General features: G+C 38.6%; 22 protein-coding genes. 12 read left to right on the plus strand and 10 right to left on the minus strand.

Translation table 11 applies throughout. From position 1 onward, the window contains the following. Positions 1–117 precede the first annotated feature (117 nt). The 8 genes from IPU53_RS07240 to IPU53_RS07275 all read left to right on the plus strand — a co-directional run bounded on the left by IPU53_RS07240 (position 118) and on the right by IPU53_RS07275 (position 8,717). On the plus strand, positions 118–528 hold the full coding sequence (locus IPU53_RS07240) for a GNAT family N-acetyltransferase (protein ID WP_207449357.1): 411 nt from the start codon (positions 118–120) through the stop codon (positions 526–528). A 155-nt stretch (positions 529–683) separates the two neighbouring features. Then, positions 684–1,400, plus strand: a complete 717-nt coding sequence (locus tag IPU53_RS07245) for a hypothetical protein (RefSeq protein WP_207449359.1) — start codon at positions 684–686, stop codon at positions 1,398–1,400. After that, on the plus strand, positions 1,393–1,923 hold the full coding sequence (locus IPU53_RS07250; protein WP_207449361.1) for an RNA polymerase sigma factor: 531 nt from the start codon (positions 1,393–1,395) through the stop codon (positions 1,921–1,923). Before IPU53_RS07245 ends, IPU53_RS07250 begins: the two co-directional genes overlap by 8 nt. Positions 1,924–1,937: 14 nt before the next feature. After that, positions 1,938–2,186, plus strand: a complete 249-nt coding sequence (locus tag IPU53_RS07255; protein ID WP_207449363.1) for a hypothetical protein — start codon at positions 1,938–1,940, stop codon at positions 2,184–2,186. A 501-nt stretch (positions 2,187–2,687) separates the two neighbouring features. Beyond that, the gene (ileS, locus tag IPU53_RS07260; RefSeq protein ID WP_207449365.1) at positions 2,688–5,765 is read left to right on the plus strand and encodes an isoleucine--tRNA ligase; all 3,078 of its coding nucleotides are present in this window, start codon (positions 2,688–2,690) and stop codon (positions 5,763–5,765) included. Between the two features lie 346 nt (positions 5,766–6,111). Next, positions 6,112–6,858: a class I SAM-dependent methyltransferase gene (locus tag IPU53_RS07265; RefSeq protein WP_207449368.1), complete on the plus strand. Its 747-nt coding sequence runs from the start codon at positions 6,112–6,114 to the stop codon at positions 6,856–6,858. Positions 6,859–7,036: 178 nt separating this feature from the next. Beyond that, positions 7,037–7,666 (plus strand): 3-keto-disaccharide hydrolase, encoded by a 630-nt coding sequence (locus tag IPU53_RS07270; protein ID WP_207449370.1) that lies wholly within the window; start codon positions 7,037–7,039, stop codon positions 7,664–7,666. Between the two features lie 16 nt (positions 7,667–7,682). After that, positions 7,683–8,717 carry a glycoside hydrolase family 18 protein gene (locus tag IPU53_RS07275; protein ID WP_207449372.1) on the plus strand — a complete coding sequence of 345 codons (1,035 nt, stop codon included), beginning with the start codon at positions 7,683–7,685 and terminating at the stop codon, positions 8,715–8,717. Positions 8,718–8,802: 85 nt separating this feature from the next. Here IPU53_RS07275 and IPU53_RS07280 read toward each other — a convergent pair whose 3' ends face one another. The 6 genes from IPU53_RS07280 to IPU53_RS07305 form a co-directional block, all read right to left on the minus strand. Continuing rightward, positions 8,803–9,489, minus strand: a complete 687-nt coding sequence (locus IPU53_RS07280; protein WP_207449374.1) for a response regulator transcription factor — start codon at positions 9,487–9,489, stop codon at positions 8,803–8,805. Continuing rightward, positions 9,467–10,573, minus strand: a complete 1,107-nt coding sequence (locus IPU53_RS07285; protein ID WP_207449376.1) for a sensor histidine kinase — start codon at positions 10,571–10,573, stop codon at positions 9,467–9,469. Before IPU53_RS07285 ends, IPU53_RS07280 begins: the two co-directional genes overlap by 23 nt. A gap of 324 nt (positions 10,574–10,897) precedes the next feature. After that, positions 10,898–11,101, minus strand: a complete 204-nt coding sequence (locus IPU53_RS07290) for a DUF5957 family protein (RefSeq protein ID WP_207449378.1) — start codon at positions 11,099–11,101, stop codon at positions 10,898–10,900. Beyond that, a complete protein-coding gene (locus IPU53_RS07295) occupies positions 11,098–11,520 on the minus strand; it encodes a DUF6220 domain-containing protein (protein WP_207449380.1) in 423 nt (140 codons plus the stop codon). Before IPU53_RS07295 ends, IPU53_RS07290 begins: the two co-directional genes overlap by 4 nt. A gap of 198 nt (positions 11,521–11,718) precedes the next feature. Next, positions 11,719–12,486, minus strand: a complete 768-nt coding sequence (locus IPU53_RS07300; RefSeq protein ID WP_207449382.1) for an ABC transporter permease — start codon at positions 12,484–12,486, stop codon at positions 11,719–11,721. Beyond that, positions 12,483–13,214 (minus strand): ABC transporter ATP-binding protein, encoded by a 732-nt coding sequence (locus IPU53_RS07305; RefSeq protein ID WP_207449567.1) that lies wholly within the window; start codon positions 13,212–13,214, stop codon positions 12,483–12,485. Before IPU53_RS07305 ends, IPU53_RS07300 begins: the two co-directional genes overlap by 4 nt. Positions 13,215–13,392: 178 nt before the next feature. On the opposite strand from IPU53_RS07305, the gene ant(6) reads away from it, so the two are divergent. Together ant(6) and IPU53_RS07315 are read left to right on the plus strand one after the other, a co-directional pair. After that, positions 13,393–14,259, plus strand: a complete 867-nt coding sequence (gene ant(6) / locus IPU53_RS07310) for an aminoglycoside 6-adenylyltransferase (RefSeq protein WP_207449384.1) — start codon at positions 13,393–13,395, stop codon at positions 14,257–14,259. 293 nt (positions 14,260–14,552) lie between these two features. Continuing rightward, positions 14,553–16,310, plus strand: a complete 1,758-nt coding sequence (locus IPU53_RS07315; protein ID WP_207449386.1) for a methyl-accepting chemotaxis protein — start codon at positions 14,553–14,555, stop codon at positions 16,308–16,310. Positions 16,311–16,696: 386 nt separating this feature from the next. Here IPU53_RS07315 and IPU53_RS07320 read toward each other — a convergent pair whose 3' ends face one another. Next, the gene (locus IPU53_RS07320) at positions 16,697–17,128 is read right to left on the minus strand and encodes a hypothetical protein (RefSeq protein WP_207449388.1); all 432 of its coding nucleotides are present in this window, start codon (positions 17,126–17,128) and stop codon (positions 16,697–16,699) included. Positions 17,129–17,344: 216 nt separating this feature from the next. Between IPU53_RS07320 and IPU53_RS07325 the strand changes: the two genes are divergently transcribed. Next, the gene (locus IPU53_RS07325) at positions 17,345–17,872 is read left to right on the plus strand and encodes a GrpB family protein (protein WP_207449390.1); all 528 of its coding nucleotides are present in this window, start codon (positions 17,345–17,347) and stop codon (positions 17,870–17,872) included. Between the two features lie 91 nt (positions 17,873–17,963). Next, positions 17,964–19,175, plus strand: coding sequence for a UDPGP type 1 family protein (locus IPU53_RS07330; RefSeq protein WP_207449392.1), 1,212 nt, complete (start codon positions 17,964–17,966; stop codon positions 19,173–19,175). Positions 19,176–19,250: 75 nt separating this feature from the next. Here IPU53_RS07330 and IPU53_RS07335 read toward each other — a convergent pair whose 3' ends face one another. The 3 genes from IPU53_RS07335 to hflX all read right to left on the minus strand — a co-directional run bounded on the left by IPU53_RS07335 (position 19,251) and on the right by hflX (position 22,365). After that, complete coding sequence (locus IPU53_RS07335; protein ID WP_207449394.1) at positions 19,251–19,925, minus strand: uracil-DNA glycosylase; 675 nt, start codon at positions 19,923–19,925, stop codon at positions 19,251–19,253. 245 nt (positions 19,926–20,170) lie between these two features. Further along, positions 20,171–21,070 (minus strand): macrolide 2'-phosphotransferase, encoded by a 900-nt coding sequence (locus IPU53_RS07340; protein WP_207449396.1) that lies wholly within the window; start codon positions 21,068–21,070, stop codon positions 20,171–20,173. A 38-nt stretch (positions 21,071–21,108) separates the two neighbouring features. Next, positions 21,109–22,365 (minus strand): GTPase HflX, encoded by a 1,257-nt coding sequence (hflX, locus tag IPU53_RS07345; protein WP_207449398.1) that lies wholly within the window; start codon positions 22,363–22,365, stop codon positions 21,109–21,111. Positions 22,366–22,610 lie beyond the last annotated feature (245 nt).

Below are 22,610 nucleotides of genomic sequence, written 5' to 3' on the forward strand. Positions count from 1 at the left end.
TCTTTTTGTCTTAGAGAAACTAGTTCTACTGAATTTAAACGCCGAAAGGAGGCATAAGCCAGTGGAGAAATTGTGGAATAACTCTTCAAATTAAAACAAATTTGAGGAGGAGCATACATGAACTTACATTTTAAATATGAGAAAAACATCCAGATTGAACAATTAGAAACATTGTATAACGATGTACAATGGTATGCGTATACACAAGATTTAGCTGTTTTACAACAAGCTGTATCTCAATCAGTAGATGTATTAACGGCCTGGGATTGTGATGAATTAGTGGGAATGATTCGTGTGGTAGGAGACGGGCTAACGATCCTCTATATTCAGGACATCCTTGTATTAAACGATTATCAAAACCAAGGGATTGCAACCCAGCTTATGCAACGGATTTTACAAAAATATCGCCATGTTCGCCAAAAAGTTCTGTTGACAGAAGAAGCAGCGGATGTAAGGCATTTTTATGAAAAGAATGGCTTTGAATCTTGTGATCAGGGTTCTTTAGTCGCCTTTGCCCAGTTCAAATAAAGAATAGAAAAGTTGCACCTGCAAATCGGCGGTGCAACTTTATCTATATATTAAATTTTTGCTCAAAATTTTTAATTAATTCGCCAACAGTTTCCACTTTCAAACGTCTTTTATAGATAGAGGTAGAAATCAAATTAAGACGGAGGTTGAACAGAATGAATGAAAATGGTGTTGAATTAAGCGGAAAAATTGGGGCTGTTCCAGTAGTCGATCTAAGGAATATGAAATCTGTTGACGAACTACGTAATATTACGAGAATTTCAGCGGTCGGAGCGATTCTCTTATCCGATACGTTTCAAGGTACACTGGCAAGTATTCCAATGAACAGCGTCGGTACTGTCATTAGGCTCCCTGATGAAGGGAAAGTCAATCAGATTGGCGGCACGATGAAGCTTGGCGGTGAATTTCTAGAAAACCAAGGAGCTGATGGCTCGGATATTCTGCTTGTGACCGGCGAACTTCTTATCACGTCTCCTCCGAAAAAATTCGGCTATAAGCAACTTATTGTAGTGGGACAACTGTTTATACCGCGTGAAAGCATGAGTGTGGTGACTCCTTTCATCACACAATCGAGTGGAGAGATTATTGCTTATGACCACCATAATCCAAGATTGCTTATGGGCGGAGGACAGCTAGGTAGAGAGTTCTTTGAATATATGAAGAAACCGATTACGTTGATTCTAATGGGTGAATTTATAATAGAGAAAGATGTAGACGCTCAGCTTTTACAGGAAAAGGTTACCGAAATTATTCTAATGGGTGTCTTGAAAACAGTGGATAAGAAGCTGATCCCAATCCTGACAGCGCTTACTGAGGAACAGATGGGGACGATTGAAACAGCTGTTAGCTTTGAGAGAAATCCACATGGATGATCTAACGCACGAGGCTTTCTTTGATAAAGCCTATGATTTGTACCACAGGGCGGTATTTGCCTATATCCTATCACGAATAGAACAACGAGAAATTGCAAAAGATTTGATGCAGGAAGTATTTCTCAGGGCGTGGAAGCAAATCGATGTGGGATATGAAATGGGATTGGATAACTGCCGTTACTGGATTTTTCGAATCGCAAAAAACTTAATTATCGATTATTATCGTCAAAGAACGAACCGTAACGAAACGGAGAATCGTATGAGAAAAGAGGTCCTCGTTCAGGGGGCTGTTGTCCATTCCCCGGAAGAAGCTTATGAGATCAAAAGTAATGTTCAAAGCATTGAGGCTGCGATTAGCCGCCTGCCTGAGAATTTACGGAGCATAATTATTCTTCATTCCGTTGGTAAGATGAATAGTATAGAGATTAGCAAGTTGTTGGGGATACCAGCAGGTACAGTTCGCTACCGAATAAGTGTTGCAAGAAAACGTATGATGCTACAACTAAGCGACGACAACCAATGAAGGAGGAATCGACAATGGATAATTCGGAACAGCATGAGTTCGATCATTTTAACAGGCTTTGGGATGAATGGATTCAGGATGTGACCTTGACGCAAGATGAATCAGAGATCATTCGGGCAAATATTTTAAGAGAACAAGGAACAAAGGAGAAAGTCCGATTAAATAAACATTTGACTAGGATAAATAGAATCGTGTCCTTCAGCAATCGCGCATCAAAACCCTATTCAAAACGTTACCAAATATACGTGGATGAGATCTCTTAGTAACTTCAGGAAGAGTCAAGCAGTAATCACCATTCCTAATCTGAAAACAGCCTTAGCCTACTCTTGGCTCGCCTTTAACATCAAGTTTAGCAAATATTTTATTTGGGATCGATCTCAGGTGATTATTGGTTCAATTGTACTATTTGACTTTTACATAAAGCTTCGTTATGATTAACAATAATTTCATAATAAATTTGATGACGAGAAAGAGTAGTTATGTTTATCTTATCTACAGAGAGTTGACGAAGTGCTGAAAGTCAACGGTAAGACCGTAATGAAAATCCTCTCCGAGAAGCAAAGTTGAAAGTCATTTAAACTTTGACGGCATTCTACCGATACCCAGGACGCGTATGATGGTACGTAGTGTATGGACAGATAAAAAACCACTACTAAGGTTTTTTTATTTTGTTTCAAGAAGATTATATATATTTAGATATAAACTCGATCTCTGCGTATAGGGGTCGAGTTTTTTGTTTTTTAAATAAAAATGAGGTGAACAAAATGAAAGAAGCCAATGTTGAAATGGAAGTACGCATTCGGAAACAATGGAAAAAAGCAGGGACGTTTGGGCGTTCCATTGCCAATCGTAAAGGAAAAGAGGCATTTGTTTTTTATGAAGGTCCGCCAACAGCCAATGGCTTACCACACGCGGGACATGCGCTTGGCCGCACGATCAAGGACTTTGTTGCAAGATACAAAACCATGGCAGGTTATCAAGTGCTGAGAAAAGCAGGGTGGGATACGCATGGTTTACCTGTTGAATTGGAGGTTGAAAAACAGTTAAATATTCACGGAAAGGAGCAAATTGAACAGTACGGGATAGAGAATTTTATTCAGAAATGTAAAGATAGTGTTTTTGCCTATGAAAATGAATGGAAGCAGTTTACGGAAGCACTTGGGTATTGGGTCGATATGGAGAACCCGTATATCACTTTGAATAATGATTATATTGAATCTGTCTGGAATATATTGTCTACGATCCATGAAAAAGGTTATTTGTATAAGGGGCATCGGGTTGTGCCGTATTGCCCTCAATGTGAGACATCTCTAAGTTCCCATGAAGTGGCCCAAGGATATAAGGATGTTTCGGATTTATCCGCTACTGCCAAATTTCGTTTAAAAGGAACGGAGAATGAATATCTGTTAGGATGGACGACAACACCTTGGACATTGCCAGGGAATGTAGCCTTAGCTGTTAATCCAGAGATGAATTATGTACGGGTGAGACAGGGAACAGAGCAATTTCTTCTCGCAGAGTCTCTGGTTCCAGTAGTAATGAAAGAGGATTATGAAATCCTCAATGTGATGAAGGGAAAAGATTTAATCGGTCTTGCTTACGAGCCGCCATTCCATTATGTGACGGTAGCGAATGGTCATAAAGTTCTCGGTGCTGATTTTGTGACAGAGACAAGTGGAACGGGGGTTGTGCATATCGCTCCAGCCCATGGGGAAGACGATTACAAGGCCGTGCAGGAAAATCATTTTGATTACGTGAATGTGGTTGATACGAAGGGCCGTTATAAAGAAGACGTAACACCGCTTGCAGGTCGATTTGTAAAGAATTGCGATGTAGATATCATCAAAATGCTATCAAAACAAAATCTCTTGTTCGATAAACAAAAATATGAACATAGTTATCCCCATTGTTGGCGGTGTGACAGTCCTCTTCTTTATTATGCAATGGAAGGCTGGTTTATCAAGACGACGGCAGTCAAAGAAACCATGCAATCCAATAATCAGGCCGTTGAGTGGTTTCCTGCCCATATGAAGGATGGTAGGTTTGGAAAATTTTTAGAAAATATGGTGGATTGGAATATCGGTAGAAATAGATATTGGGGTACCCCATTAAATGTATGGATCTGTCAAGAATGTGGGCAAGAAAAAGCCCCACATTCCTTGAAGAAATTAAGAGAGTTTTCCACACACGAACTTCCGGAAAACATTGAATTGCATAAACCGTATATGGATCAAGTTCAATTTACTTGTTCCTGTGGTGGCAAAATGCACAGAACAAGTGAAGTAATTGATGTATGGTTTGATAGTGGATCAATGCCATTTGCCCAATATCATTATCCATTTGAAAATAAGGATTTATTTAAAAAACAATTTCCAGCTGATGTTGTAATTGAAGGGGTTGACCAAACAAGAGGCTGGTTCTACAGCTTATTAGCTGTATCTACGTTATTTACAGGGCAATCCCCCTATAAACGAGTTCTTTCTTTAGGGCATATTTTAGATGAAAATGGACAAAAGATGTCCAAGAGTAAGGGGAATGCTTTAAATCCCGTGGAACTGATCAATGAGTTTGGCGCGGATTCGTTAAGATGGGCATTGTTAGCGGATAGTTCACCATGGCATAATAAACGCTTTTCCAAAAAAACGGTTAGTCATGCAAAATCAAAAGTGGTAGATACACTCCAAAATGTGTATTCCTTTTATTCACTGTATGCAGAAATCGATCACTTTAATCCTGCAAGTGACTTGGGTGGAAGGCGCACGATGCTTGATGATTGGATTTTGTCGCGATTACACACGGTGATCAGAGAAGTGAGACAAAGCTTAGAGGATTACGATATCACGAAAGGGGCAAGATCGATTTCCTTGTTTCTTGATGAACTTAGCAATTGGTATGTACGACGATCTAGACAACGTTTTTGGAGCAGTGGAATGACTGAAGATAAAAGAGCAGCCTTCAGCACTTTATTCAGTGTTTTAACAAAGCTCAGCCAGCTAATGGCACCATATACACCGTTTGTGACAGAAGATATCTACTCCAATTTAATTGGTGATAGTGTACATTTATCAGATTATCCACAAGCAGATGAAAGCCTTATAAACGAACAATTAGAACAGGAAATGGCTGCGGTTTTACAAATCGTAGAGCTGACAAGATCGCTTCGTAATGAGGTGGGAATCAAAACAAAACAACCATTAGCGAAATTGCTGGTGGTGCCACATGAGGCCGTTCCTTTAACTGGGCTTCAACGTTATTCGTCGATTATAAAAGAAGAAGTCAATATAAAAGAAATAGAATTTCGAGCTGATGATCAAGGTATAGTCCAGTTTGATCTAAAATTAAATTTTGCTGTCGCTGGACCAAAATTTGGCAAAGCAATCGGTGAAGTGAAAAACAAAGTCAGTGAGTTGCAAGAGGGCGAAAAGGCAAAATTACTCAAAGAAAAGCAGCTTGATATAGAACTGCAATCGGGCGAAACTGTCACTTTAACAACCGCTGATGTAAACATTGAGAAAAAGGGAAGAGATGGTTTTGAATTAGGTGAAGGAAGTCAATTTTTTGTCTTATTAGATACGCGATTAACACAAGAATTAAAAGAAGAAGGGCTGGTTAGAGAATTTATTCGGGCTGTTCAAACATATCGGAAAGAACTAGAGCTTTCTGTTGATTTACGCATAGACCTATTTGTGCAGACAGACTCACAAATGGAAAAAGTACTGATGGAATATAATGAATTTGTGCATAGCAATCTAATCGTGAATGAAATACATTTTGAATGGAAACCAGATATGAAAAGATTTAAAGTGGAGGGAAACGAAATAGACTTGTACATTCAGTCATAATGACGATTATTGGGAATTTGAAAGAGAAGGGAATACATGTTGAAGCAGACTAATTCATATGGAGACTTAGTCTGCTTTTTTGTGTAAAATAAAAGGTTCCTATTCAAAATAACCAGATTATTAGTTATACTTAATGTAATCTTTCAAAACGAGGTGACAGAATGAAATACCGTACTGTTCGAAGTAATTAGTTTTCGGGCTGGAAAAAAACGCGTACCAGCCATCAAGGGAGAAGTATGTCCTTTTTAGGGAAACTCATCTACTTAAGCAGAAGTTGGTATTCATGAAACACAGAAAATCCAAGCGATTAACAGTATTTTGGATTATTTGAAAGGTGGAGAACAAATTGAATGATATAGAGTATCAACTTTTTTATGAAAAAGTTGGTCGAACAAATGGATGGGACTTTAGCAAATTAAAAGTTCAATCTGAAGACGTATTATGGGATTTTAATGAGGTAGTAAAGGGAAAATCTAAACCTTCTGATATTCTTCTCGACATTGGTACAGGTGGAGGTGAAAACCTATTATATCTAGCTCCTGAATTCCTGTTCTTGGTGGGGATTGATCTATCTTCTAGCATGATTGAAACAGCTCAAGCGAATGCAAAGAAATCCGTTGTTCCAAATGTTCGATTTTCTCATATGACTTCTGAAGATTTGCAATTTCCTTCCGATTTTTTTGATATTGTGACATGTCGTCACGCACCTTTTAGTGCAACTGAAGTGGCTAAAGTATTAAAAAAGGATGGATATTTTTTTACTCAACAAGTTAGTGAAGGGGATAAAATTAATATAAAAACAGCATTTAACCGTGGGCATTTCATTGAGGAAGATGGAACATTACTCAAAAGGTATGTTCGGGAATTAAAGGCATCAGGTTTTTCTGAAGTTAGCTTCTTTGAATATAACAGTACGGATTATTTTCAGAGACCAGAAGATCTTATTTTCTTGCTAACGCATACACCAACCATTCCCTATTTTGGTGAACAACCGAAAGATGTAGAAATATTGAATGATTTTATGACAAACAATCAAACTGAAAAAGGCATTCAGACAAATTCTAAAAGGTTTCTTATAATAGCAAGGATGTAAGAGAACTCCTTCTTTGTCTTGATAGAAAGTTTCTCCCCCTTGGAAAAGCGCTTTTTTTCTCCAAGGGTGGAGAAAAAGCCAACTAAGAAATTTACAGGATCTTTTTAATCAAATAGGCAGGAAAATGTGACTTAGATGGTGAAGGTTCTTCCGAGGATATAAAATAGGAGGAATTACTTTGAATAGTTTAAGTGAAGCAGAAAAAAAACACGGATACAGATTATTGTTTGATGGCCAAACATTAAACGGCTGGGCTGCAACCAGTGATCCAGAAGGTTGGCTGGCGCACAATGGATTGATCATTTGTAAGGGAGAGACGAATGGTTATTTGTATACGACTGACCAGTTTGAGGATTTTATTTTGCAATTAGAATATCGAACAGAGCCTGGTGTCAACAGTGGTGTTTTTTTCAGATGGACGGACCTGAAGGACCCTGTGAATACTGGTCTAGAGATGCAGATTTGGGACACCTTCGATCAGAAGGAGATGGTCAAGAATAGCTCAGGTGCACTATACGATCTTGTCGCACCTTCTTCGAATGCGGTTCATCAAGCCGGGGAATGGAATGAAGTGATGATTAAGTGTGACCGTAATCTGATCCAGCTTACATTAAATGGCACAATGGTTGTCGAAGCGGACATTGATCAGTGGTCTGTTGCCGGGAAAAATCCGGACGGAACAGATAATAAGTTTACATATGCTTGGCGTGATCGTCCACGTTTAGGCCATATCGGTTTGCAAGATCATGGCGGCTATGCTGAATTCCGCAATATTAAAATTCGCAGCTTAGATTCAAACATTAAATGATGGAAGGGGAATTCAAGTGGAGACAAAATATAAAATAGTGGGGTATGCTGGAGACGGTTCTTTGTCTAGCATCGATACTGAAGACGCTTTAAAATTAACTCATTTAAATGTAGCGTTTGGCCATGTTATAAAAGATGAAATTCGAATTGATCATTTGAAAAATCTAGACCGTCTTGCGGAATTAAAGTCAATCAATCCAAACCTCACGATCTTACTGTCTGTTGGTGGATGGAGTGCTGGAGGGTTTTCAGAAGCAGCTTCCACTGCGGAAGGAAGAAGACTTATGGCTGAAAGCGCTGTTCAAATAATAAAGGAACATGCTTTTGATGGGATTGATCTTGATTGGGAATACCCTTGCTATAGTGAAGCGGGTATTCAGTCCTCGCCAGCTGATAAAGAAAACTTTACTTACTTATTGAAAGAGATTCGCGAGGCATTAAGTGAGCTTGAACAAGAAACCGGCAAATATTATTTACTGACGATTGCAGCCGGGGCTGATCAGTATTACATCGATGGAACTGAGATGAGGGAGGTCCAAAAGTATCTAGATTATGTTCAGTTGATGACATACGATATGCGTGGGGGCTTCCAAACGTTAACAGGGCATCATACGAATTTATATACGCCGACTGGAGATCTTTTCAGAATTAGTGTACAGCAATCTGTTCATTTATTTATGCAGGCGGGTGTGCCACGAGAGAAAATTGTAATTGGGGCGGCATTTTATTCTCGTATGTGGAAGGATGTGCCTGATAAAAATAACGGGCTGCATCAAATGACAACAGGATCAGGGGGATATGGTCCAGACTTTACTCAACTATCAGCTGATTATATAAACGTGAATGGATTTACTCGTTTTTGGGATGATGAAGCAAAGGCACCTTATCTTTTTGATGGGAGTACCTTTATTACCTATGATGACGAAGAATCTATTCAACACAAATGTACATATACAAGTCGTGAAGGACTTGGCGGTATCATGTTCTGGGAATACAAATGTGACAATACCTCTCGTCTCTTAGATGCTATGTATAAGTCACTTAACAGCTAAATTTAAAATAAAAACCTACAAGACCGTGGTGCTATAAGGAATTGTAGGTTTTTTATGGGTATAGCGTGTTCGAACCGCTGATCCTTCATTTTTTAAATCGATAGCCCACACCCCAGATGGTTTCGATAAATTGAGGGGTGGAAGGGTCTTCTTCTATTTTCTCACGAATTTTTCGGATGTGTACGGTGACTGTTGTCAGATCTCCCACTGCATCATACCCCCAAATCCGTTCCATTAACTGCTCTTTTGTAAAAACAATATTTGCATGGGTTGCTAAGAATTTGAGTAAATCAAATTCCTTTGCTGTAAAAATTCGTTCTTCACCATGGAGAAATACTTGCCGTGAGTCGCTTTCAATCGTTAAGCCACTAATTTGGATATCATGTGGTTTCGATTCCCGATTGATTAAACGATCATAACGCGAAAGGTGTGCCTTCACTCTTGCTACCAATTCATTTGGATTAAAGGGCTTGACAATATAATCATCAGCGCCCCGATCAAATCCGCGGATCTTGTCTATATCTTCTTTTCTAGCCGTGACCATAAGGATGGGGATATCCAATATTTGGCGCAATTTCTGGCACAATGCAAATCCATCGATACCAGGAAGCATTAAATCTAAGAGAATGAGGTGATAAGTGTTGGTCCTGGCAAGATCTAACCCTTTTTCACCCGTTGTCGCAATATCGCTTTCAAAGCCATTCACTTCCAGATAATCACGCTGCAATTCGGCAATATTTTGTTCGTCTTCAATGATTAATATCTTCTGCATGTATATCCCCTTTTTTCAATTTGAAATAGATACTTGTTCCCTTTCCTAATTCACTATCCGCCCAGATTTCTCCTTCGTGGGCTTCAATTATTTTTTTCGCAATTGATAATCCTAACCCACTCCCTCCAGTGGAGGAGTTCCTTGAAGCATCGGTACGATAAAAGCTTTCAAAAATATAGGGAAGATCCTCATTGCTTATCCCGATTCCATTATCTTTTATTTCGACAAGGACATCTTCGTTACCAGATGTAAGCTGAACGATGATCTCTTTCTGTTTGTCCATGTATTTCAAGCTATTTTGAATGAGATTGGTGACAACACGTTTCAATTTTTCTCGATCTGCTTCTACGAGATAGGAATCGTCACTGTTAGCAGAAAGAATAGCTATTCCTTGTTCTTTCTCCAGGGTAAAGGTCAACTCATCAATAAAATCAGCAAAGAAATCATATAAATCCACTTGCTCGAAATGGAAGGGTAATTGTTTTACATCCAACTTCGAATATAAAAATAGTTCATCAATCAGTCCATCCATATCATTTGCTGTTTTATAAATGGTGTTCATATAACGCTCTAATTTCTCAGGGGTATTGGCGACACCATCTTGAATACCCTTCACATAACCTTTTATGGAAGTTAAAGGTGTTTTCAAATCATGAGAAATACTAGCAATCAATTCTTGACGATTTTGTTCATATTGCAATTGAGATTCCCGCGCTTCTTTGAGCTTGCGACGCATTGATTCAAAAGTGTTCGTCAACTCGCCAAGTTCATCTTTTTTATCGGATTCTATCTGAAAATCTAAATTATCTTCACTAATTTTCTTGGCAGCAAGAGACAATTTCTGAATAGGCCTAATAATACTTTTTGACATATAATACGATAATAATCCATTGGTAATGATGAGGACTAGCATTATGGCGATCATTCGAATACTTAAAAATAGAGATAAATCAGCCCCACCGGGCTCGCCATTAAACAGAACAAACAATACATAGCCCAATATGATTTCAACTAAGAAGAAACCAATGATCGGAATTACAGTCATCCCGATATTGGATAGAACTAACCGTTTCTTGATTGACAAGTCCCTCACCTACCCTGAAATTTGTTGTCATGATTTATCCCGATTTAACTAGCAGTGAGACCCCCGCTTCAAGAATTCGAGGTGAAAACGAGTGGGGGACAACTGCCAGTAAATACCCGATTGGTTCAGGCCTGCAGGACGCAGGTCACAAAGGGCGTAGCGTACTAGTGCAGAGGAAGCGGCAGGACGTCGCGTTTGAGGCTGCCAACAGGATGTTGCGAATTTAGCCTTTGTTCCTTAACATTCAGTGGGGATGAAAAAACACTGAATGAAGTTTCACTCTATTATAATATACTGATGTTAAAAAAACAGGCAGTACCAGTATTACTTACTGTGATGGCTCTGTTTTTTGTGATCGATTATTGGTACGGCAATGGCGCATAGGAGTGAGGTGAAATAGGGAAGAAATTTGATCCCCATTGGTTCATTCCACACCATCATGCCTAGTATGCCAATAAGGCTAGATAAGGCGATGCCAATGATAAATCCTCCGATTAGTCCAACAATTACTGCTAAAAGTAGTCTCATTTTCCAAACTTTCCTTTCTTATTATTTTTATGAAAGAGTAAATTCCATGCTTTGATTACAATCAAACACGATAGCCCGAATAGTGAAATGGCGACCACAACATGCAGAGGACCGACCCAAGGGAAGGCGGTTCGCATATTGGCGGTAAAGTACATAAGGAATATCGAAACCAATATTCCAAAAAGCTGCCAGTATGCCCAACGTGGCAGAGCTCCGATAAAAGCAAAGAGCAGCATGAAAATCGGCAGATTAAAGCCAAATAAATGAACAAACATCATATGCTTCAACCAAGCTGCTGGATTCATAAAGATGGCCATTCCAGCCAGATACAATTGTATTAAGATACATAAGGTAAAAAGAATTGCTAAAATAAGATAAATTATTCGTCCAACGTGGACTCTCTTCTGAATTGCTTTCATATGAATTGCCTCCTAGGTTTGATCTGTAACCATCATACGCGGCAATTCTAAATGACTTCTTATGGAATTCTTAAATTATTATTAAATAGGGAGAAGTTTTTTGTTTATTGAGGAGAGAAGTACGCATTAACCTTTAAAGCGAAGCTGGAGATAAAGAAACAGTGGGGATGAAAAATCCCCACTGAATAGTGATTGAATTTAGCTATTATCTTGAAGCTGACCATCCAAAAACTGCATCCGTTTATTAAAGAGAGTGGGGTAGGATAAATAGCCAAGCAAAATGCTGGTTATCACTGCTGTCGTAAGAAGCAGAAAAAGAATGAGTAATTGGAACATCACAGCCTGGACAGGATCAGCCCCCGCAATGATTTGTCCACTCATCATACCAGGAAGCTGTACCAGTCCAATTGTTTTTTGACTTTCGATAGTAGGAATCGTACTTGCCTGAATAGATGTAAGCAATTGTCTGTGAATCGCTTGTTTTGGCGTGCCACCTAGTGATAAGATCAATTCCGTTTCATCCTGGCGAGCAGCCATTTCCGCGGTGAACCTATTCAGGAAAAGGATTCCCAATACCATGGAGTTACCAATCACCATTCCACTAATGGGAATAATATATTGAGCAGTCGGGGGAGTAATATTCAAACCTAACAAAATACCTTGGGTCAATAGTTCAACAAAACTAAAAGTGACAACCAATTTCCAGGTGATACCTCGTATCGATGCCCCTTTTTTTCTGGCGTTTAGTGCGGCTGCCACGATCATTAGGGCGATCATCAATAAAATATAAAGAATATGTTCTGAATCAAAGACAAACTGGAGAAGATATCCGACTACAAGTAATTGAATGATCGAGCGTACGGTAGCAATCAATGTATCTTTTTCCAGCCCTAATTTAAATGCTTTTGATAAAATAAGCGGAATGATGACAAAAGCAAGTGTCATTGCTAATGCAAGAAAACTCATTTTACTTCCCCCTTTACAAACTGTTTCACCCTATCGTTTTTGGGGGCATTTAATAGACTGCTTTCCCCTGTTTCCATTAATTGTCCATCCATCATCACCCAAGTGTAATCTCCAACCGTTAAAGCTTGTCTCAGATTATGGGTGATCCAAATAATGGTTGTCCCGTATTCCTGATTGATCCGTTTGATCAGTTTTTCAATATCCTCTTGTGAAACACGATCGAGGGAGGAAGTAATTTCATCCAATAATAATATCTTGGGGCGATTAACAAGGGTACGGGCAATGGATAGTTTTTGACGCTGCCCGCCCGATAAATCCTTACTGTTTCGATCTAAAAGCTCATTTGGCAATCCCACGATATGCATGAATCGCTTTGCTTCTTCCTCGGCCATAACATTGCCTTGGAGTGTAGTAGGCAGAGCTAAGTTTTTTCGAACACTCCCGTGAATCATCGGTGCATTTTGCAATGCAATTCCGACATTACGGCGCAGTTCCACTTGGTCGTAATCATCAAGAGATCTCTCATGAATATATATTTCACCTGAACTTGGTGATTTCATTGCATTGCATAAGCGAAATAAGGTCGTTTTTCCAGCTCCCGATGGACCTACTAAAGTAGTGATCTTTCCTTTATAAAAATCCCCAGTAATATTTTTAAGAATTTGAACATCATCAATAGTGTAATTTACGGATTCAAACCGAATCGCTGCTTGGTCATTTACATTCAAGCATTTCACTTTCCCTTCTTCTGTAGAACTTATATGTGTTATTGTTTTTCCATAATCTATTATAATATAGATATTAATGAATAAAAGCCTATCGACTATTAAGCGAAAGTGATAGTAAGTATTTTTTTAGCTAAAAAAAGAAGAATTATAGTAAAAAGAAAAACTGGAGGGCTGGAAAATGAGAAGTGAAGCTGAATTAATGGAGACACTAATAGGGTTCGCAAAGAGCGATCCGCGCATTCGCCTCGTTACCTTAGAAGGCTCACGCACAAATTCAAATATTCCCCGTGATTCATTTCAAGATTTTGATCTTTCCTTTTTTGTGACAGATCTTGAATCTTTTACCGAAAATGACGATTGGTTGGATCAATTTGGAAAGCGTTTAATTATGCAGAAACCAGAAGATATGGAACTTTTTCCGCCAGAACTAGGAAACTGGTTCTCCTATCTTATGGTATTTGCAGATGGCCATAAAGTAGACCTGACGCTAATTCCTTTAGAGGAAGTCGAGGATTATTTTTCAAAAAGTGACGGGCTGGTAGAAATCCTTCTGGATAAAGATTCACTAGTCAAGCAAGATATACAGGCGAATGATCAGCAATATTGGATGAAACAACCAACAGCAAGGGAATTTGATGATTGCTGTAATGAATTTTGGATGGTTGCTACATATGTGGTGAAGGGATTAGCTAGAAAAGAAATCCTGTTTGCAATTGACCATTTACACGAAATTGCACGGCCAAATTTGTTAAGAATGATGTCCTGGCAAATTGGATTTAAGTATGGTTACAACTTCAGTCTGGGGAAAAACTATAAATTTATTAAGCAGTACCTTCCTGAAGAAGATTGGGAATTGCTTCTCTCAACATACTCACAACAGGGTTATCCAAACATGTGGCAATCCTTGTTTACTTGCTATCAGTTATTTAGGAAATACGCTAAGCTTGTCGCCGGTGGTCTCGGATTCCCTTATCCAGAATACGATGCAGCGATTACTTCTTATACAGAAAAGATTTATCGGACATTGAATGACAAAAGAAGCTGAAATGATCTTGAAACCAAGAGGCACTTATGATGATGGATTAAAAAATATAAATTAAATCCTCGAAAATAAAATATTGGAGCGATGGTGATTATAGACTCATCATCGCTTTTTGCGTAGGTAGGTAAAAATACCTAACGCTGAAAAAATATATTTTTCAACACGATTTATTGCATTAAGAAAATAAACATTCCTACCGATAAATTAGTAGAACGATTTTTGGAGTTCGTGTCAAAGTCGTTTGATCAATAGATTCAATTGTTATAATTAAAATCAAGCAGTAGAAGGGGACTAAAATGAAGTTAACATCACTCTTACAGTTTCGATCGATTAAGTCGAAACTAATCATTACTATATTTCTTCTCTTAATCATCCCAATGTCTGTACTCGGTTACCTAAATTATCAAAAAAGTGCACGCAGTCTCGATGAATTAGGAAAAACGAATCTAAAAAATAGTGTAGAACAAACAATTGCATTGATTGAGACATTAAATAAGGAAGTGGAAGATGGAAATATTCTCTTGGAGGAAGCACAAGAGCGTGTGAAAATTGCGATGTTGGGAGAAATGAATGCTGATGGTACTCGCCCGATCAATAACAATGTGGATTTAGGGGAGAATGGGTATATGTTTGCCAGTGATCAAAATGGAGTAGCTGTTGTAAATCCCAGCGTTGAGGGGCAAAATACTTTAGATTTAGAAGATGCAAATGGCAAGAAATTTGTACAAGAATATCTTGAAAAAGGTAAACATGGCGGAGGCTATACATATTACTATTATTCACTGCCAAGTGATCAAGATAAAATAGGTGAGAAGGTTGTTTATTCTAAAATAGATTCTAACTGGAATTGGGTAATCAGTGCAGGAGCTTATATGGAAGATTTCAATCAGCCTGCTAACGAAATCCTTGTCCTTATTATCATTGTCAATAGTATAACTATGGTTATTGGCGGAATTGTTATATTATTTTTGGCAAAGAGAATTGCGGGGCCCCTTTCAAAAGTGACTGATCAAATGAACGCTCTGGCTGAAGGTGATTTAACAAGAAAACCATTAAATATTAAAACAAAAGATGAAACGGGGAAATTAGCCAGTGCAATGAATCATCTACAAGATCGTCTCAAGGATATGATTAAAAATGTATCCGATACATCGGAAGTACTCTCAAGTCATAGTGAGGAATTAACACAATCGGCCGTTGAAGTAAAAACGAGTTCAGAACAGGTTGTATCAACGATGCAAGAATTAGCCTCAGGTGCAGAGATACAAGCAACAAGCACAAGCGAAGTTTCATCAGCGATGATCTCTCTTACAAATAAAGTAGAGGAAGCGAATAAAGAAGGAATGCAAATCCAAGCAAAGTCAAAGGATGTTCTGCATATAACGGCGGAAGGCAGTCAATTAATGAAAGCATCTAGTCAGCAAATGGAAAGTATTCATCAAATTGTTTTAGAATCCGTGAAAAAAGTCCAAGTGTTAGATCATCAATCGAAAGATATTTCGAAGCTTGTTTCTGTGATTAAAGATATTGCTGAGCAAACTAATTTGCTTGCTCTAAATGCCGCGATTGAAGCAGCAAGGGCAGGAGAACATGGAAAAGGCTTTGCGGTTGTAGCTGATGAAGTGCGAAAATTGGCAGAGCAGGTAGCCATCTCATTAAAAGATATTGACAAAATTGTAAATGGAATCCAAAATGAAACATCCTTAGTTACTAGTTCATTGCAGGCTGGTTTTACAGAGGTAGAAAAAGGAACAACTCAAATTCAAGCAACAGATGCAATGCTTGATCAAATAAGTGATGCCATGAAAGAGATGGTTCAAACTGTTGGCATTGTATCTACAAATCTCGCGAATATTGCTGAGGATACACAGCAAATGAACACTTCAGTTGAAGAGATTGCTGCTATATCCGAACAATCAGCCGCTGGGATCGAACAGACTTCAGCCTCCACAGAAGAAACAAGTAGCGCGATGGAAGAGGTAGCTGAGAGCTCTGAGCAACTAGCCAAATTGGCAGAGAAGCTCAATCAATTAGTTGGCCATTTTAAATTGTAAAATAGAGACAGACCCGGCAGTTTTTTATAAAACCAAGTAAGGAAAAGATCTGTTGTTTTCCTCACTTGGTTTTATGCAATGATCTTCATAAGGATTAATCTGAGTAGGATGCTTCATTTATATTGATTTGTTGGATGCAATCATGGCGGTGGTTCTGTTGATTAAGTTAAATGAGAAATCGATTATAGTGATTCTTTGAAGTTAAGGGAATTATCCATAAAATAGAGGACCCAATGGGTGGTAAGATTGTAAGTGCCTGTCCCGATACAGTGTGTTGGAGACAGACACTGTATGATATTAAAAAAAATGAAAAACTAAGGTAGTCTAAATGAGGCGTTCCGTAGGTAAAAATCGTCCATTTCCGTGGGAGAAAAAAAGCAAATGAATTATTTGGATGTGATGAACTTTAAAGCATCTATTTCCGTTTCCTGTTCAATGGACCTAAGGGCTAATGATTTTAAAATTAAATTTTGCTTTTCTTGGCCTTTGACTAATTTTTCAAGCATCTCATCGTGCCGCTGTTGAGTTTCTGTTAAGCTAGAGACATCACTTTTTAACTCGGACACATCACTTTTTAAGCTAGAGACATCACTTTTTAGCTCGGACACATCACTTTTTAAGCTAAAGACATCACTTTTTAGCTCGGACACATCACTTTTTAAGTCAGAGACATCACTTTTTAGCTCGGATACATCACTTTTTAAGTCAGAGATATCGCCTTTCATCTCAGAAACATCTTTAATCAAATGATCCATTTTTGAATCGCGAATATCCAATCTTTCTACAATTTTATGCAACAAAATATTTGTCTCGTTCATTGCTATCACATCCTTTCTAGGTATTTTTTAACATAATTACATCTAAATTATATCATATCATTTAGATTCGGAAAGAGATTTAACTAAGAATCATCGCGAGTTTTGATGAATCTTGTTGGAATGTGGAGTATGATTTTTTATCCTAAATGAAGCTTTGCTTATAGAAGTTGAGTCTTTGAAATGATATTCATTTTAAAAGAGAGGAGTGTTCCGATCATGACCACTCCTATTGTCCAACTGGAGGGTTATAACCTAAATTGGGAAAGTCAATTTGTCTGTGAGAAAGATAAAATAGTTGAGGCGATCGGGAAACAAATTTTAGGGATCGAACATATTGGAAGCACATCGATTAAAGGAATGGTAGCAAAACCTATTATTGACATCATGGTCGGTGTAAAAGATTTAAAATCAGTCGCGCAATTTGTGAAACCACTTGAGAAAATTGAATTTGAATATGTACATAAACCCGAGTTAATAGATAGAAGGTTTTTTAGAAAGGGAGAATGGGGACAAGGAACTTGTCATTTACATATATGTGAGATGAGTGGGACCGAATGGAACGAAAAACTATCGTTTCGTGATTATCTGAGATCGAATCCGCAAGCGGCCAAAGAATATGCTTTATTAAAGAAAGAGCTGGCCTCTAGATATACAGATGATCGACCGACCTATACAAAGAAAAAAGAACCTTGTATTAGAAATGTAATTGAGATAGCTAAACATGAAAACCTGCGCTGCACATAAATCGGAGATGCATGAAGTGAAGCAAGGAATAAAATGCTACTTTAGTTCATGCGCAAGGAAGTTAAGAAGAAAGGCAAGGAGAGGAGTTTAAATGGATAAATATAAGCTTTTAAAAGAAAGATTAACTCGATATCAACAAGAGCATTTGCTTTCCTTTTTTCATGAATTAAAGCTAGATGAGCAAGAAGCCTTACTTCAGCAAATTGAGGGGGTTGATTTGAATGAAGTAGAAGAAGCTTCTCGTCAATTAACTTCTCCAAGAGCAGAACATCAACCGAAAATTATGCCTATTGGTTATGAAGCGATGGTGCACTTTCCCCCATTGAAAAGGGAAAGGTTAGAAGAACGAGGGCTTAACCGAATAAGGCAGGGGAAAGTGGCAGTGCTACTCCTTGCTGGAGGGCAAGGCACGCGATTAGGTCATGACGGACCAAAAGGAACGATCAGTTTAGGCGATTCATCTGAACAATCGCTTTTTGCATTACAAGCCAAGCGATTGCGTTTGATTGAAGAAAAAGCAGGTGCACAGATTCCTTGGTATATTATGACAAGCCCAAGTAATGACAAGGAAACGAAGGCTTTTTTTAAAAGGAATCATTATTTTCATTGTAACCCCAAACAAGTTCGTTTTTTTCAACAGGAATTAATGCCGACTTTAACTTTAGAAGGCAAACTGATTCTAGAGAGCCCAGCAACCATATCTATGGCGCCTAACGGCAACGGTGGCGTATTTTCTTCAATGAAATCAACTGGGGTATGGGAGGATATGAAAGAGAAGGAGATCGAATGGGTGTTTATGAATAATATTGATAATGCCCTTGTTCAAGTAGCAGACCCCGTGTTTATTGGATTTGCGGAGGAAAGTGGTGCGGCCATTTCTAGTAAAGCTGTCAAAAAATGCGCTCCTGATGAAAAAGTAGGCCTGTTATGTCTAGCAGACGGGAGACCACATGTAGTGGAATACTCTGAGTTGAACTTAGAGGAAGGGATAAATCATTCTCTTACTAATGCCAATATTGGTATCCATCTTTTTCACATGTCCTTCCTCGAAAAAGCAATGAACTATTCTCTCCCTTATCATTTTGCCCATAAGGTGATTCCGAAAGTAGATAAGTATGGCCGACGCATGCAAGCAAATTCACCCAATGGCTATAAATTGGAAAAGTTCTATTTCGATGTGCTTCCGTTGGCTGAAAGCATGTCCGTCTTACAAGTAGAGCGGGAGCAGGAATTTGCCCCTATTAAGCAAAGGACTGGTGAAGATAGTTTGGAAAGTGCGAGGAAATTGATATTTCAAAAATAATAAAATACGGGAATATAGCCGTATTTAACCGAAAACTATCGATTACTGTCGGTAAAGCAATCGATAGTTGTGAGTTTATTCAATCCGCCAATTGATTTCCGTTTGACCAGTTTTCTTGAGAATGTCATTTGTTTTGGAAAAAGGTTTGCTGCCAAAAAATCCTCGATAGGCAGATAATGGACTTGGATGGGGAGATTTAATGATAAAATGTTTTGATGTGTCGATCAGCGCTTGTTTACTTTGAGCAGCACTTCCCCATAAAATGTAAACGACAGGTGTTGCTTTTTCATTTAACACTTGAATGACCTGGTCTGTGAATATCTCCCAGCCTTTTCCTCGATGTGAATGAGCTTGTCCTTGGCGAACGGTTAAAACAGAGTTTAGTAGTAGCACTCCTTGTTCTGCCCAACTTACCAAATACCCATGATTTGGTGGTGGAAAGCCGAGATCATTTTCTAATTCGATAAAGATATTTTTTAATGATGGCGGCTGTTTGACCTTCGGTTGCACGGAAAAGCTGAGCCCATGTGCCTGGTTCGGTCCATGGTAAGGGTCTTGGCCCAAGATCACGACTTTCACTTGCTCAAAAGAGGTGTAATGGAGAGCATTGAAAATATCATGCATCGGCGGATAAATGGTTTGGGCATTATATTCTTTTTTTAGAAACTCCCTTAACTGTAGATAGTAAGGCTTAGTGAATTCCTCGCCTACCTTTGCATCCCAATCATTTTTTAATATTTGTTTATTCATAATATCCTTCCTCACTTATGAACGATGTATGGTAATAAGCAAAGGATATCATAATCAAGTGTCGAAGAGAAAATATTTTACTATAAGAGTGTTCATTAACAGTTTTTTAGAATAGTAGTATTTGATAAAGTGAAACCACAATCAGTGAGGTTTTCTGATGCAAAGGATGTACCATTAATACGGGATAAAAGGGCGAATATGAGTAAAAGCTGCCGGGAATTTCCGACAGCTTTAAATAGGTACTTTTATACTCTGAGTGTTGTTTTCGCCATTTCTTCATATTCCGATAAGCCAGATTTCGCAGCAAATTCGGCGATGCCGATAGGGTAGGCGGCTAAAAGCTCAGTAATATGTTCGAACATGGTTGGCCACACATAACCTCCAGCTTGTTCATAGAAGTGGATTAATTCCTTTAGGGCCGTTTCTCCAAAGGTTGCTAAATGAGCAGTAAAGTCATTGGCAGGATCATCTATACGCGCTTCTGTCCAATCAATAAAACCTGTGACAGAGGCATCCTGTTGATTGATGAGGATGTGACCAGCATGTAGATCACCATGGATAAGAGCCGCTTGCTTAGGCCATAGAGAGTCCGCCTCAAGCCAATTCTCCCAACGATTCCAAAGTTCTTGACTCACGCCATATCTGGATTTTACCCATTCCATTCTTGTTCGCATAGCACCCCTTAATTCCTCTGAAGTTTTGACAGATAATCCAGCTTTTCTTGCTTCCTCATGCCGAATGCTGTGTAACTCTACTAATGCTTTTGCTAATGTTTCGTTAAAAACAGTGGGAACATTTTTTTCGTCCAATTCCCATTTATAGGCTTTGGCTTCTGTATCAATGGTTCCCGTTGGTACCCCAGGCAATAATGGATAAGCGATCAATTGATCTGAAAAAATTGCCCATTGGGGTGTTTGGATTGTGAGTTTCGGACCTACGAAATCAAGAATCATCTTTTCTTTTTGAGCAGTTGGAAGCACATCATCTCTTCTTGGGAGCCGGAGCACCCATTTTTTGTCCTTAATATCTGTCGCTAATACAACTTGAAAATCAAGACCTGATTCATTTCTTTTTAACGATTCTGTCTGAAGAGTAAGACCGTGTTGGTTAGCTAGATCGATCACTTGCTTATTAGTAAGGGTCATAGAGATCTCTCCTTTTGAGAATTTTAGCCTGTAGATGCTTAGGCTTTTCTTACGTATTGCTGATATTTTTCGGCGTCCGCTTTTTTACAGTCCACGACGAACGCTGTTCCATCTTCCTCATAGCGGGTTGAGAGAATTTGACTATGTTCATTAAAGTAGGAGAGCACTGCTCCATCTGTATATGGAATGAATAATTCACATTGAAGATAATCATGGAAAATATATTCACTGATCTGCTTTGTGCATTCTTCAATGCCTTGGCCTGTTTTGGCTGAGAGATAAACGCCGTTTTCTTGGGAAGGAAAAGGACCTTCTACTTTATCAGATTTATTGTAGACATACAGGACGGGAATATCTTCAATACCTATATCTTCTAAAACCTGGTTGGTTAGTTTTTTCTGTTCCTCATGATTAGGATTCGAATAATCAATCACATGAACAAGTAAATCGGCTTCCACCACCTCTTCAAGGGTGGAACGAAATGCTTTCACTAGATGGTGGGGAAGTTTGTCAATGAACCCGACCGTATCTGTTAATAAAAAGGATTTATTTCCAGGTAAAACGATCTTTCTCACCGCTGTCTCTAATGTTGCAAATAACATGTTTTCTTCAAATACTTGTTTTTCCTCATTGGCATGGTGAATGTTTAACAGTGCATTCATCAATGTCGATTTGCCGGCATTCGTATAGCCAACTAAAGATACGATTGGTATTTCATTTTTACGGCGTTGTTTTCTCTGGATTTTTCGTCTTGCCACCAATTGCTCTAATTCCTTGGATAACGCTGATATCTTGATCTCAATTTTGCGGCGATCCAGTTCTAATTTTGTTTCTCCAGCACCCCGATTCTTTAAGCCAGCGCCTCCACCTTGGCGTCCTAAAGATTCTCGACTTCCAACTAATCGAGGCAGCATATAGTTTAGCCGGGCGATCTCAACTTGAAGCTGAGATTCTTTCGTTTTGGCTCTACTAGCAAAAATTTCTAATATTAACATAGTTCGGTCGATCACTTCACAATCCAATTTGGCTTCTAAATTGCGAATTTGAGAAGGCGAGAGCTCATCATCAAAAATAATGACATTTGCCTCTACCTCTGTAACTAGTGCTTGTAATTCGTCTACCTTTCCACTGCCAATATAGTAGGTTTTATCAAAATGCTGTAAGTTTTGCGTCATTTCCCCTAACACGGAAATATGACATGCTGTGGACAGGTTAGATAATTCCTCCATAGAATAGGAGAAATGCTCCGAAGATTGATTGCGATTCACTCCAACGATAACGGCTTTTCTACGCATAATGTATTTCCCTCCAATTTTAAAAATAAAAAACACAGGCGCTCTGCCTGTGCAAGGGAAACGAGTTCCATAGGAAAAAATCCCATGAATAGGAATGCCTTTTCACGTAGAAAAGAAAATTCAAGGAATGACGCGAAAATTCGTTCGCTTGTGCGTCACATCATTTCGATCCAGAAAACCCAATTTTGGATGTAAACTGCTTTTTTCAATATTAAAAACAACAAAAAGAGAGAGAAGTGTCTCTC

Origin of the sequence: Bacillus sp. SD088, from assembly GCF_017355205.1 — a bacterium.
Taxonomy (GTDB): Bacteria; Bacillota; Bacilli; order Bacillales; family Bacillaceae_C; genus Lederbergia.

What these genes read in the sequence shown, in the direction of transcription:
- IPU53_RS07300 (WP_207449382.1), bottom strand. Translation starts at nt 12,486, where the DNA reads ATGAGTTTTCTTGCATTAGCAATGACACTTGCTTTTGTCATCATTCCG.
- IPU53_RS07255 (WP_207449363.1), top strand. Translation starts at nt 1,938, where the DNA reads ATGGATAATTCGGAACAGCATGAGTTCGATCATTTTAACAGGCTTTGG.
- IPU53_RS07320 (WP_207449388.1), bottom strand. Translation starts at nt 17,128, where the DNA reads ATGAACGAGACAAATATTTTGTTGCATAAAATTGTAGAAAGATTGGAT.
- IPU53_RS07340 (WP_207449396.1), bottom strand. Translation starts at nt 21,070, where the DNA reads ATGACCCTTACTAATAAGCAAGTGATCGATCTAGCTAACCAACACGGT.
- IPU53_RS07290 (WP_207449378.1), bottom strand. Translation starts at nt 11,101, where the DNA reads ATGAGACTACTTTTAGCAGTAATTGTTGGACTAATCGGAGGATTTATC.
- ileS (WP_207449365.1), top strand. Translation starts at nt 2,688, where the DNA reads ATGAAAGAAGCCAATGTTGAAATGGAAGTACGCATTCGGAAACAATGG.
- IPU53_RS07240 (WP_207449357.1), top strand. Translation starts at nt 118, where the DNA reads ATGAACTTACATTTTAAATATGAGAAAAACATCCAGATTGAACAATTA.
- IPU53_RS07330 (WP_207449392.1), top strand. Translation starts at nt 17,964, where the DNA reads ATGGATAAATATAAGCTTTTAAAAGAAAGATTAACTCGATATCAACAA.
- IPU53_RS07245 (WP_207449359.1), top strand. Translation starts at nt 684, where the DNA reads ATGAATGAAAATGGTGTTGAATTAAGCGGAAAAATTGGGGCTGTTCCA.
- hflX (WP_207449398.1), bottom strand. Translation starts at nt 22,365, where the DNA reads ATGCGTAGAAAAGCCGTTATCGTTGGAGTGAATCGCAATCAATCTTCG.
- IPU53_RS07315 (WP_207449386.1), top strand. Translation starts at nt 14,553, where the DNA reads ATGAAGTTAACATCACTCTTACAGTTTCGATCGATTAAGTCGAAACTA.
- IPU53_RS07250 (WP_207449361.1), top strand. Translation starts at nt 1,393, where the DNA reads ATGGATGATCTAACGCACGAGGCTTTCTTTGATAAAGCCTATGATTTG.
- IPU53_RS07325 (WP_207449390.1), top strand. Translation starts at nt 17,345, where the DNA reads ATGACCACTCCTATTGTCCAACTGGAGGGTTATAACCTAAATTGGGAA.
- IPU53_RS07295 (WP_207449380.1), bottom strand. Translation starts at nt 11,520, where the DNA reads ATGAAAGCAATTCAGAAGAGAGTCCACGTTGGACGAATAATTTATCTT.
- IPU53_RS07280 (WP_207449374.1), bottom strand. Translation starts at nt 9,489, where the DNA reads ATGCAGAAGATATTAATCATTGAAGACGAACAAAATATTGCCGAATTG.
- IPU53_RS07335 (WP_207449394.1), bottom strand. Translation starts at nt 19,925, where the DNA reads ATGAATAAACAAATATTAAAAAATGATTGGGATGCAAAGGTAGGCGAG.